Raw genomic sequence first — 11699 nt, forward strand, 5'->3', positions numbered from 1 at the left:
GATAAAAAACAATTAGCGGAATACTTAACTCGCTTAGAAGAAGCGGCAAAACGTGACCACCGTAAAATCGGTAAAGCGTTAGACTTATACCATATGCAAGAAGAAGCACCTGGTATGGTATTCTGGCACAATGACGGTTGGACAATTTTCCGTGAACTTGAAACCTTCGTACGTACCAAATTAAAAGAGTACGATTACCAAGAGGTAAAAGGTCCGTTTATGATGGATCGCGTATTGTGGGAAAGAACAGGTCACTGGCAAAACTACGCCGATTTAATGTTCACCACACAATCTGAAAACCGAGAATATGCAATCAAACCGATGAACTGTCCAGGTCACGTTCAGATCTTCAACCAAGGCTTGAAATCTTACCGTGACTTGCCAATTCGTATGGCAGAATTCGGTTCTTGCCACCGTAACGAGCCATCAGGTTCTTTACACGGTTTAATGCGTGTGCGTGGCTTCACTCAAGATGATGCGCATATTTTCTGTACCGAAGATCAAATCGAATCTGAAGTAACCAGCTGTATTCGTATGGTTTACGACATTTACAGCACTTTCGGCTTTACCAACATTGCTGTAAAACTCTCTACTCGCCCTGAAAACCGCATTGGTTCAGATGAAATGTGGGATCGTGCTGAAGCAGGTTTAGCCGCAGCACTTGCCCACAATGGTTTAGAATACGAAATTCAAGAAGGTGAAGGCGCATTCTATGGTCCGAAAATTGAGTTCGCATTGCGTGACTGCTTAGGCCGTGAATGGCAATGTGGTACGGTGCAATTAGACTTTGCATTACCAGGTCGCTTAGATGCTTCTTATGTGGCGGAAGACAATAGTCGTCGCACGCCTGTAATGATCCACCGTGCGATTTTAGGTTCAATTGAGCGTTTTATCGGTATCATTACTGAAGAATATGCTGGTTTCTTCCCAGCCTGGTTAGCTCCAACGCAAGCGGTGGTGATGAATATTACCGACAGCCAAGCGGAATACGTACAACAAGTGGTGAAAACCCTTTCAGATGCAGGTCTACGCGTGAAAGCAGACCTGCGTAACGAAAAAGTGGGTTTCAAAATCCGTGAACACACCTTACGCCGCGTGCCATATATGCTCGTGTGTGGTGATAAAGAAATCGCTGAAGGAAAAATTGCTGTGCGTACCCGTAAAGGGGAAGATTTAGGTACATTCAAAGTAGAAGAATTTGCTGAAATCTTGAAAAACCAAGTGCGTGGTCGTGAGCTTAAATTGTTAGGCGAAGAGTAAAAAAGATTAATTAAGAACAAATGCTAGAAACCGCACCAAGTGTTACACAAGGTGCGGTTTTTTATTCAATATGCCCAAACTCACCCAGCCCGCAAAACCTGTTGGGTGAAAATATCTCGAATTTCTGAAGGGTTGGTTCGCCCTTCGGTTTCAGCTTCTAATACAGGGAAATCCTTGCCAAATTGAGCATAAACTTGACCGCTTGTGCGACAAGGTAGTAAGCCTGAAATATTGGCACTGGTGGAGGTAATCGCAGATTGCGTTGCTAAGCATAAGGCTTCCACCGCAGGGGTGCGGCAAAGTCGCATGGCAATGGAGTTGAACTGCCCAGTGAGAAAGCGGGGCAAGTTTGGTTTAGCGGGCATAATCCACGTAATCGCTTGGCTGCTAATTTTGCCAAAACGTTGCCATTCCGTTTCCGTCAATTTGCTCTCATCTAAATAAGGCAAAAGCAGTTCCACTGTTGGGGCAATTAAAATCAGCCCTTTTTTCTCTTCTCGTTTTTTAAGGGCAAGCAAGGCTCTGACCGCTTTTTCGCTATTCGGATTGCAGCCTAAACCAAAAACGGCTTCGGTTGGATAGGCAATCACTTCATTTTGTTGAAATTTCTCAATGATTTTTTGCAAATTATTCATCTTTTTTCACCGCTTGTTCTGTTTCTCTTTCTTCAAAAATATGCTGACACGCTTTGTTCGCACATTGGTAACCTTTTTTACCTTTACGTAACACGGCTAATGAAAAATGACACGCAGGACATTCTTTTTCAATCGGCTGGCTTGCAAGGGTAAATCGGCATTTGGGATAGCCTTCACAGCCATAGAAAATTTTGCCTATTCGTCCTTTACGTGGCACTAAATGGTGTTTCTTACATTCAGGGCAAAGCCAACTTTCTTTAGGCTTTTCTTGCTCTTCCTGCACAATAAAATGACATTCTGGATAGTTGCTGCAACCAATAAACATTCCATTCTGCCCTTGCTTAATTTGCAGAAAATGACCACATTCAGGGCAAATTTCATCTAGCGTTTTTATTACATGCGAACTTTGGTGTAGTGGTCTAATGTAACTACAATCTGGGTAGCGTGAACAGCCTAGAAATAGCCCGTATTTACCTTGTTTAATCTGCAACAATGCTCCGCAATCGGGGCAAAACTCTTCGTGTTTGGTAGATTTAAATAGTGACATTTTATCTCTGATTCGCTTTTAATTTTGCCATTAAATCGGCAATATTTGAGGACACTTTATCCACTTTCTGTTGTTCGCTCAGCTGTGGTTTTTCGCTTTCCCAAACTAAATCATCTTGCGGAAGCTCAAGCAAGAAGCGACTTGGCTCAGGCTTGATAATTTCGCCATATTGACGACGTTCTTTACACAGTGAAAAAGTGAGCGTTTGCTGAGCACGAGTAATCCCCACATAAGCCAAGCGGCGTTCTTCTTCCAGGTTGTCATCATCTAGGCTATTTTGGTGTGGCAAAATACCCTCTTCCATTCCAATGAGAAAAACGTGCGGAAACTCCAACCCTTTTGAAGCATGTAGCGTCATTAGCTGCACTTGGTCGGCTTCGTCATCATCTTCGCCACGCTCAAGCATATCCCGTAAAGTCAGGCGATTAACCACTTGCTCCAACGTCATCGGAGCTTCAATTTCATCGCCAGCCAGCATCGCCTCAATCCATTCAAACAGCGTTTGCACATTACGGCTTTGCATTTCTGCTGCTTTCGGCGAGGTTGCTTGTTCATACAAATAAGCTTCGTATTGAATCTGCCCCAACATATCTTTCATTGCAACAATCGGATCAGAATGAACCGCTTGCTCGGCAATTTTTACGATCCAATTGGCGAAATCTTGCAAGGCTTGATAAGGCTTTGGCGTTAAGCGTTGAATCAGCTCAAAATCAAAAATCGCATCAAACAGGCTGATATGTTTTTCATTTGCCAACAAGCCCAGTTTTTCAAGCGTAGCTGGACCAATTTCACGTTTTGGCACATTCACAATACGTAAAAATGCAGCGTCATCTTCAGGATTCACCACCAAACGCAGATACGCCATCATATCCTTAATTTCAGCTCGAGAGAAAAACGATGTTCCGCCCGAAATTTTGTACGGAATACGGTTTTGCATCAACAATTTTTCGAGCAACCGCGACTGGTGATTGCCTCGATAAAGTATGGCGTAATCTTTATATTTCGTTTTTTTGGAAAAACGATGGGCGATAATTTCTCCCACGACACGCTCTGCTTCGTGTTCTTCATTTTTCGCATCAATAATATTCAGCTTTTCGCCTTGCCCTAATTCCGAGAATATTTTTTTGTCGAAAATATGTTCATTATTATCAATCAGAATGTTGGCACAATGCAGAATCCGCTGACTAGAACGGTAATTTTGTTCCAATTTAATCACTTTTAGGTCGAAATCTTCCCGTAAACGCCGCATATTTTCAGGTTTCGCCCCACGCCAAGAGTAGATCGACTGGTCATCATCCCCCACGACGGTAAACTTCGCATTTTCGCCTACGATAAGTTTAATTAACTCATATTGGCTAGTGTTGGTGTCTTGATACTCATCCACCAACAAATAGCGAATTTTTTGCTGCCAACGAGTTTTTGCTTCAGGAAATTGGCGGAAAAGCAACACCGGCAACATAATCAAATCATCAAAATCTAGGGCATTATAGGCTTTTAGCTGATTTTGATAGAGTTGGTAAAAGTGTGAAAAAACGCGATCTCGCTCCAATTTGCACTGATGTATCGCGATTTCAGGCGAAAGCAGATCATTTTTCCAATTTGAAATAGTGGAAACCAACGCTTTTAAGAGATCTTTATCTTCCGCCACATTTTCAGGCAGTAAATGTTTGAGCAAAGCAATTTGATCATGTTCATCAAACAGCGTCATTCCAGACTTAAAACCGAGCAATTTATGCTCACGTTTGAGAATTTCAAAGCCTAGAGTATGAAAGGTAGAAATTGTCAGCCCTTTGGTTTTTTCTTTGCCGATAGAATGAGCCACACGCTCACGCATCTCACGTGCCGCCTTGTTGGTAAAAGTTACGGCGGCGATATTTCTCGGTGAATAGTTGCAATATTCGATTAGATGTGCAATTTTGTTGATAATAACCCGCGTTTTGCCCGAACCCGCACCCGCTAAAACGAGGCAAGCACCACTTACATATTCGACCGCTTGTTGTTGTTGGTTGTTGAGTTTCATCGTTTATTTATCTAATTTTTTGACCGTTTATTATGCTTCCCATTGCATTTTTAGCGGATTTATTCCAATTTTGGGGCTATTTAATCCTTGCTTTAAATGTTCAATTTGTTGACAGATGTGGTTAGTTACGCTTTCCGCTTCAGCCATTTTTTCTGGCGTAACACCTTCAGGTTGGATACCGAATAAAATGGCATCAAGTAAGCGTTCAGCGTGCATGCCTTCACGGCAGTAGTGCAACACACCCGCATCTTGGAAACAGGTGGCAACATTAGCTATTTTCGTGGTAGCTATGCCTAAAGCACTATCTTCGCCACCTAATTCGCGGAAAAGTTGATTTTGTGGAAAGCCCCCACAAGCAAAGAAAAAAGCACGACGAAAAACCACATTACCGCCACAGGTCATTCGCATATGTTGCCAAGCGTACTCAAATTGCGGATGTTTTGCATATTTTTCCGCAATTCCAACCGCTTTCAAATCCAAGCGAACCAAACTCACATCGGGGCAAAATTCAAACACTGCTTGTGCCACTTGCAAGGCTTGCGGTTCATAGGCATCATCCGCATCTAAAAAAGCGATAAGATCCGATTCACTTTGCCACGCCCCCCAATTTCTGGCTTTTGCTACACCACTATTTTTTTGCATTTGCTCGAGACAAATTTTTTTAGGAAATTGGCTTTGTATCGATAACATGAGTTTCAAAGTACCATCCGTTGAGCCATCATCAACTAACCAAATTTTGCCTAATTCCACTTGATTTAACGCACTTTGCACCGCTCGCATCAACGTTTTTTCTGCGTTGTAGCAAGGAATAATCACATCAATCATATGAATTTTGCTCCTGCTTCATCAACAACTAAAATCGAGGCATAATCATCTTTCCAATCACCTAACACAATACGAGTAAAACCTTGTTCTTGATGAATATGCTCACGGTGTGTATGCCCGTGAATCAGCAGTTCAGCACCAAATTCCTCAACTTTTTCAGCAGTAAATTTCGGGTTTACATCCATAATTTCAAAAGATTTCGACCGCTTGTCTTGCTTGCTTTTGGCTCGAATTTTATTGGCGATATTTAATCGGATAAACAAAGGCAAACAGAGAAACAATTTTTGCCGCCATTTTTGATGTACTTTTTGGCGGAATTGTTGATATTTTACATCATCGATGCAAAGCGTGTCGCCATGACAAAGCAGTACTTTTTTACCATATAAATCAAGCAGTTGATAATCAAGTAAAATTTCTATTCCCGTTTCTTTAGCAAAGCGCTTGCCGATTAAAAAGTCTCGGTTACCGCAAATAAAATAGCATTTTACACCGCTTACGGTGACTATTCGAATTGCCTGTTTTACTTCATCAATTAGCGGGGATTGTTCATCATCGCCAATCCAAAAATCGAATAGATCACCAAGGATATAAACTGCCTCTGCAAGCGGTGCTTTTTGCTGCATAAATTGCAAAAAGAGCTTGGTGATTTTGGGGTGTGATTCGCCTAAATGCAGGTCGGAGATAAAGTAAATCATAACGTGAATGGATTTGTTCAAATTGGCGGTAATGTAGCGAAAAATTACAGAAACTGCAAAGAAAATACGGATTTATCTGTGTTGTATTATTATTTTACCAAATATCGTCAAAAATCAGCCGCTTATCGCTCAAAAAGTAAATTTTCACTTTCAAAGTCAAGCCATTCGCTATATCATACTAGATTGATTTATTCTCATTTCGCGTTGCAAATCAAGCAATTTTTATTGAATTTGCAATTCATTTTCTCAACTCTCTTCATAGGGGAAAACAACAGTAAATGGAAAAGTTAGATAACAAACCCATTATCGAACTTCGCAATGTTACCAAAAGCTATGGTAGCAAAACGATTCTGAAAAATTTGAATTTAACCATTAACGATGGTGAATTTTTAACAATTTTAGGTCCTTCAGGTTGTGGCAAGACAACTGCGTTACGTTTAATTGCGGGCTTTGAAGATTTAACAGAGGGTTCAATTATTCTTGATGGTCAAGATGTATCTAATATCCCTGCTGAACAACGCCCTGTGAATACCGTATTCCAAAGCTATGCACTTTTCCCACATATGACCATTTTTGAAAACGTGGCATTTGGTTTGCGTATGCAAAAAGTGCCAAACGATCAAATCAAACCGCGTGTAATGGAAGCATTACGTATGGTGCGTTTGGAAGACCGTGCCGAGCAAAAACCAGCACAGCTTTCAGGCGGCCAACAACAACGTATTGCTATTGCACGTGCGGTGGTAAATAAACCAAAAGTTTTACTTTTAGATGAATCACTCTCTGCTCTTGACTACAAATTGCGTAAAGAGATGCAACAAGAGTTAAAAGCATTACAACGTCAATTAGGCATTACCTTTATTTTTGTAACGCACGACCAAGAAGAAGCGTTAACGATGTCGGATCGTATTATCGTAATGAATGCAGGTAAAATTGCTCAAGATGGCACACCTCGCGAAATTTATGAAGAGCCGAAAAACTTATTCGTGGCACACTTCATTGGCGAAATTAATGTGTTCGATGCCACTGTGATTGAACGTATAGATGCTACTAATGTGAAAGCAAACGTGGAAGGTCGAATCTGCAATATTAAAGTAGAAGAATTAGACATTCAGCCAAATCAAAAATTGAAAGTGTTGCTTCGTCCTGAGGATATTGTGATTGAAGAATTAGACGAAGATGAAAGCTCAAAAGCAATCATCGGTCACATTATCGACCGTAACTATAAAGGTATGACGCTTGAATCTAGCGTGAAACTTGATCACAACGGTATGAACGTGTTAGTAAGCGAATTCTTCAATGAAGATGATCCAAACATTGACCACGAAGTGGGTCAAAAAGTGGCATTAACGTGGCACGAAGGTTGGGAGGTTGTCCTAAACGATGACGAATAATAAATTCCAAAAAGGAACGGTGGCAACCATTTTCGGCTGGCTTTTACTTTTCGTATTAGTGCCGAATGTGCTCGTGTTTGTCATCAGTTTCTTAACTGAAAACCGCCAAAGTCAATATTTCGTTGATTTTGCGTTTAGCTTAAGTGCTTACCAAGCACTCTTTAACGATACCTACGCCACAGTACTTTGGAACTCCTTGTATATGGCGGGGATTGCCACTTTCTTCTGTTTGATTATTGGCTATCCTTTTGCTTTTATTATTGCAAAATTGCCCGCTAAAGTGCGTCCAATTTTACTCTTTTTAGTGGTGTTGCCGTTCTGGACGAACTCGCTTATTCGTATTTACGGCATCAAGATTTTCTTAGGTGTGAAAGGTTTGCTAAATGAAGCATTATTGTGGTTAGGCATCATCAATGAACCATTGCGCTTATTGAACTCAGAACTTGCGATTATCATCGGCTTAGTTTACATTTTGTTACCATTTATGATTTTACCGCTCTACTCTTCGATTGAAAAAATCGACAATCGTTTATTAGAAGCTGCAAAAGATTTAGGGGCAAATGCGTTCCAACGCTTTATTCGCGTCACTATTCCGCTTACGATGCCAGGTATTGTGTCAGGCTGTTTATTAGTACTTCTTCCAGCGATGGGGATGTTCTACGTTGCCGACTTACTTGGTGGAGGCAAAACACCATTGGTAGGTAACATTATTAAGAGCTTGTTCTTAAATACCAACCAATTTGCGTTGGGCTCTGCAGTAAGTCTCGCATTAACCATTTTAATGGCATTAATGCTTTATGTTTACTATCGTGCGAATAAATTATTAAATAAAAAGGTGGAGCTTGAATAATGAAAAAGACATTTAGAAATCTTTTTATGTTCGCGGTTTTTGCCTACCTTTATATTCCGATTATTATCTTGGTAGTAAACTCATTTAATGCGGACAGATACGGCTTGCAATGGAAAGGCTTTAGCTGGAACTGGTATGAGCGTTTATTTAACAACGATACTCTTGTTCAAGCCACATTAAACTCGGTCACCATTGCATTTTTTGCGGCAACATTATCAACGATTTTAGGGGCATTAACCTCAATCGCCCTTTATCGTTATAAATTCCGCGGTAAACAAATGGTGGGCGGTTTGCTCTTTATTGTAATGATGTCGCCTGATATTGTTATGGCAGTATCAATGCTCATACTCTTTATGATGTTAGGCATTCAGCTTGGCTTTATCTCATTATTGATTGCTCATATTACCTTCTGTTTACCTTATGTGGTGATTACCATCTCTGCACGCCTAAGTGACTTTGATGGCAAAATGTTGGAAGCTGCGAAAGATTTAGGAGCAAGTGAAGTGACGATTTTACGCAAAATTATTCTTCCACTTGCGTTACCTTCCATCATCTCAGGTTGGTTATTAAGCTTCACTATCTCACTTGATGATGTCGTAGTTTCTTCTTTCGTAACTAGCCCAAGTTACGAAGTGTTACCGCTTAAAATCTTCTCACTCGTGAAGACAGGCGTAACGCCAGAGGTTAATGCTCTTGCTACCATTATGATTGTATTCTCGCTCACATTAGTGGTATTAAGCCAATTAGCATTGCGTAAAAAACATTAATTTAAAACGTAAATAGCCCACAAAATGTGGGCTGTTTTGTAGGGCGGACATCAGTCCGCCGAATTTTATATAGACATAGTGGACTGAAGTCTACCCTACGAGAACTAATCATGCTCATCCAACAATCTATTGAAAAGAAATTAACTGAAACGTTTAATCCTACTTTTTTACAAATCGAAAACGAAAGCCATATGCATAGTTCTGGACGTGGCTCAGAATCACACTTTAAAGTGACATTAGTAACAGAAGCATTTAACGGCAAACGCAGCGTAGCTCGGCATCAAACGATCTATCTATGTCTTAACGCTGAATTAGAAGGCGGTGTTCACGCATTAGCATTGCATACTTACACACCAGAAGAGTGGCAAGCTATCGGCGAACAAAGACCAGATTCCCCACGTTGTGCAGGTGTTGGTCTTTAAACCATAACAAGCGGTAAAATTCCTGCTTTATTTTACAAACTAAAAATATCTTGATAAAAACGCCTAAAAACGCTAGAATTAGATCGTCTTTTTTATTGATTCGGTGAGATGTCCGAGTGGTTGAAGGAGCACGCCTGGAAAGCGTGTATGTGGGAAACTGCATCGGGGGTTCGAATCCCCCTCTCACCGCCATTAAGTAAGAAAGGATGTTTTCATAGATATTTCCTTGGTTAAGTTAAAGTAGTTATACTTTATTTTTACTTTATCCCTAAGCATTTTGCTTAGGGATTTTTTTATATACAAACTTTACGCACCGTAGACAAAATAGTTGCTAATCCGTCAAAATTAACGCCCACGGTACGCCTATTGTCAGACAGGATTATGCTACACCCAGACCAAGAAAAAATATGCCTACCAATGATGATGGCTGGACCTCTAACGAAATAAAAGCAAGCTAGGAGGACTTATGGCACGCCCACGCAAAAGACAAAACCAAGGCTTGCCTCCAAACCTACTCTGCCGCAGACGCAAACAGGCAAGCGGTCAAATACTTTTACTACGTTCTTACTAATGGAAAGGAAAAATCGCTCGGTTCAGACAAATACAATACCGTTCTTGAAACCGCCAGGCTTAATATGGAATACCATAAAAAATCTGACATTGTCTTATTTATTGACATCGCAAAACGATATGAACTCGAAATCAGCCCCACCAAAGCTAAAAATACACAATATAGCAATAAACGATCACTTAAATGGCTTTATAAATTTTTTGGCAATCCCACCCATAGCAATCGAAAGAATTGAACCTAAACACATCAGCCAATATCTACAATGGAGAAAAGCAACCCACCTTCCGCCAATATTGAAGTAGGATTATTTACCTATATCTGGAACAAAGCCAGAGAATGGGGATACACATCTCTACCTAGCCCATCGCAAGGTGTGAAAAAGGAAGATTACATTCTTAATAAAATTTACGAATTTGCTGATCAAAAAATGTCAGATATTATCGAAACCACCTACTTACCTGGGAAAAGACCGATTGATATATGTAACATCCACCATTCACATATTTTTAACCGTGTATTACATATTACACAACAAAAAAACAGGTAAAAAAAGTCCGCTTTAAAATTACAGGTAGGCTGAAAGAAATTTTTAATAGGCGATTAAAAGAAGGAGCTGATTTTATTTTTACCAACACTTTTGTCTATTTATGCTTTTTACCTACTATACTTAAAAATAAAAAGATCTACTTTATCAAAATATTAATGCTTCTGTTTCAGTGTATTCAAAACACTTAAGCCTTTTTCACAACTTTTTTGTTGTAAGCTTTCTTTCATCTCAACAAGTTGTTTTTTTGCTTCAGTTAATTTATTTTTTAAGCGTGTTACTTGAGTGTGTGTGCCAGGTTGCTTCTCAGCATCCTTAATTAGAGTGTCAGCAACATCAAACATATTTTCACATTGGGGAATAAGTTTAATAACCTCTGGTTTTTCAATAGTAAGAGAAGAGGTTTTCACATGAGCTTGTACGCTTGTAGCAAATAAAATACTGGTATAAATTAAAAAATAAAGAAGAAAATGTTTTTTTAGCATATTTTTACCTTTTTCTATTATAGCTAAAATCTTTTAATATAAATAAAAATGACTTAAATTATCAAGAGATTAGCACGCTTAAATAAAAAAGTCAGCAAGAATAAGTAAATAAAAAGCAGATTTTTTTGATATTTCTCAAAAGAATCAGCCAATTTTACCTATTGAGAGGTAAAGGTTTACATTCATTTTTCTTAGTTTATTAAAAAACATTGATAAACCTTGAATTATTTCAACAAAAGGTTAAGTTCTTGTGAATAACGGTTGTTTTTTATTTTTTCAATAACAGGTAGAATAGATACTCGAAACTCTGATTACCTTGTAGGGTAGATCTTTGCTTTGGGTCAAAGTTTTGTGGGGCATTATTCGGTGTCGAATAATTAATCGTATTTCATATTTTCAAGATGAAGAGGTTTGAGATGTTAGACTTTGTTGAACTCTCGCGTTTGCAGTTTGCTTTAACTGCTCTCTATCACTTCTTATTTGTGCCGCTTACATTAGGTCTTTCTTTTGTCCTTGTAGTGATGGAAACACTTTATGTAACGACAGGAAAAGAAGTTTATAAAGATATGACCAAATTCTGGGGTAAGTTATTCGGTATTAACTTTGCTCTTGGGGTAACGACTGGTATTACAATGGAATTCCAGTTCGGTACTAACTGGTCATATTACTCTCACTATGTGGGCGATA

General features: G+C 39.5%; 13 protein-coding genes and 1 tRNA gene. 8 read left to right on the forward strand and 6 right to left on the reverse strand.

Features of this window, described 5'->3' with window-relative positions; translation table 11 throughout:
* Positions 1-1260 (forward strand): threonine--tRNA ligase (thrS, locus tag KH943_RS06275; RefSeq protein WP_304109051.1); only part of this gene is annotated, 1260 nt, incomplete at its 5' end.
* Positions 1261-1340: 80 nt separating this feature from the next.
* Here the strand turns inward: thrS and KH943_RS06280 are convergent.
* The 5 genes from KH943_RS06280 to lpxH are packed head-to-tail and all read right to left on the reverse strand — an operon-like array spanning position 1341 to position 5982.
* Positions 1341-1895, reverse strand: a complete 555-nt coding sequence (locus KH943_RS06280; RefSeq protein ID WP_304109054.1) for a Sua5/YciO/YrdC/YwlC family protein — start codon at positions 1893-1895, stop codon at positions 1341-1343.
* A complete protein-coding gene (locus KH943_RS06285; RefSeq protein ID WP_304109057.1) occupies positions 1888-2442 on the reverse strand; it encodes a DNA topoisomerase family protein in 555 nt (184 codons plus the stop codon). Before KH943_RS06285 ends, KH943_RS06280 begins: the two co-directional genes overlap by 8 nt.
* Position 2443: 1 nt before the next feature.
* The gene (gene rep, locus KH943_RS06290; protein WP_304109059.1) at positions 2444-4462 is read right to left on the reverse strand and encodes a DNA helicase Rep; all 2019 of its coding nucleotides are present in this window, start codon (positions 4460-4462) and stop codon (positions 2444-2446) included.
* Positions 4463-4492: 30 nt separating this feature from the next.
* Complete coding sequence (locus tag KH943_RS06295) at positions 4493-5287, reverse strand: glycosyltransferase family A protein (protein ID WP_304109062.1); 795 nt, start codon at positions 5285-5287, stop codon at positions 4493-4495.
* Positions 5284-5982 (reverse strand): UDP-2,3-diacylglucosamine diphosphatase, encoded by a 699-nt coding sequence (lpxH, locus tag KH943_RS06300; protein ID WP_304109064.1) that lies wholly within the window; start codon positions 5980-5982, stop codon positions 5284-5286. The genes KH943_RS06295 and lpxH overlap by 4 nt, the downstream gene beginning before the upstream one ends.
* A 278-nt stretch (positions 5983-6260) precedes the next feature.
* Here lpxH and potA point away from each other — a divergent pair, with 278 nt between their 5' ends.
* The 6 genes from potA to KH943_RS06330 all read left to right on the forward strand — a co-directional run bounded on the left by potA (position 6261) and on the right by KH943_RS06330 (position 10530).
* Positions 6261-7373, forward strand: coding sequence for a spermidine/putrescine ABC transporter ATP-binding protein PotA (potA, locus tag KH943_RS06305; protein ID WP_119223321.1), 1113 nt, complete (start codon positions 6261-6263; stop codon positions 7371-7373).
* Positions 7363-8223: a spermidine/putrescine ABC transporter permease PotB gene (gene potB, locus KH943_RS06310; RefSeq protein ID WP_304109067.1), complete on the forward strand. Its 861-nt coding sequence runs from the start codon at positions 7363-7365 to the stop codon at positions 8221-8223. Before potA ends, potB begins: the two co-directional genes overlap by 11 nt.
* Complete coding sequence (gene potC / locus KH943_RS06315) at positions 8223-8990, forward strand: spermidine/putrescine ABC transporter permease PotC (protein ID WP_304109070.1); 768 nt, start codon at positions 8223-8225, stop codon at positions 8988-8990. Before potB ends, potC begins: the two co-directional genes overlap by 1 nt.
* 110 nt (positions 8991-9100) lie before the next feature.
* Positions 9101-9412, forward strand: coding sequence for a BolA family protein (locus KH943_RS06320; protein WP_304109073.1), 312 nt, complete (start codon positions 9101-9103; stop codon positions 9410-9412).
* A 102-nt stretch (positions 9413-9514) separates the two neighbouring features.
* A tRNA-Ser gene (locus tag KH943_RS06325) sits at positions 9515-9604 on the forward strand.
* A 641-nt stretch (positions 9605-10245) separates the two neighbouring features.
* Positions 10246-10530, forward strand: coding sequence for a hypothetical protein (locus tag KH943_RS06330; RefSeq protein ID WP_304109076.1), 285 nt, complete (start codon positions 10246-10248; stop codon positions 10528-10530).
* A gap of 152 nt (positions 10531-10682) precedes the next feature.
* Here the strand turns inward: KH943_RS06330 and KH943_RS06335 are convergent, their stop codons facing one another.
* Positions 10683-11012, reverse strand: a complete 330-nt coding sequence (locus KH943_RS06335; protein ID WP_304109079.1) for a DUF5339 domain-containing protein — start codon at positions 11010-11012, stop codon at positions 10683-10685.
* Between the two features lie 416 nt (positions 11013-11428).
* Here KH943_RS06335 and KH943_RS06340 point away from each other — a divergent pair.
* Positions 11429-11699, forward strand: a 271-nt coding sequence (locus KH943_RS06340; RefSeq protein ID WP_304109082.1) for a cytochrome ubiquinol oxidase subunit I, incomplete at its 3' end; no start/stop codon positions are given.

This window comes from Haemophilus parahaemolyticus, assembly GCF_018373095.1.
GTDB lineage: Bacteria > Pseudomonadota > Gammaproteobacteria > Enterobacterales > Pasteurellaceae > Haemophilus_A > Haemophilus_A parahaemolyticus_A.

Bases quoted from the DNA above. Each gene is read 5' to 3' on its own strand.
- KH943_RS06280 (WP_304109054.1), bottom strand. From the start codon at position 1,895: ATGAATAATTTGCAAAAAATCATTGAGAAATTTCAACAAAATGAAGTG.
- KH943_RS06285 (WP_304109057.1), bottom strand. From the start codon at position 2,442: ATGTCACTATTTAAATCTACCAAACACGAAGAGTTTTGCCCCGATTGC.
- rep (WP_304109059.1), bottom strand. From the start codon at position 4,462: ATGAAACTCAACAACCAACAACAACAAGCGGTCGAATATGTAAGTGGT.
- KH943_RS06295 (WP_304109062.1), bottom strand. From the start codon at position 5,287: ATGATTGATGTGATTATTCCTTGCTACAACGCAGAAAAAACGTTGATG.
- lpxH (WP_304109064.1), bottom strand. From the start codon at position 5,982: ATGATTTACTTTATCTCCGACCTGCATTTAGGCGAATCACACCCCAAA.
- potA (WP_119223321.1), top strand. From the start codon at position 6,261: ATGGAAAAGTTAGATAACAAACCCATTATCGAACTTCGCAATGTTACC.
- potB (WP_304109067.1), top strand. From the start codon at position 7,363: ATGACGAATAATAAATTCCAAAAAGGAACGGTGGCAACCATTTTCGGC.
- potC (WP_304109070.1), top strand. From the start codon at position 8,223: ATGAAAAAGACATTTAGAAATCTTTTTATGTTCGCGGTTTTTGCCTAC.
- KH943_RS06320 (WP_304109073.1), top strand. From the start codon at position 9,101: ATGCTCATCCAACAATCTATTGAAAAGAAATTAACTGAAACGTTTAAT.
- KH943_RS06330 (WP_304109076.1), top strand. From the start codon at position 10,246: ATGGAGAAAAGCAACCCACCTTCCGCCAATATTGAAGTAGGATTATTT.
- KH943_RS06335 (WP_304109079.1), bottom strand. From the start codon at position 11,012: ATGCTAAAAAAACATTTTCTTCTTTATTTTTTAATTTATACCAGTATT.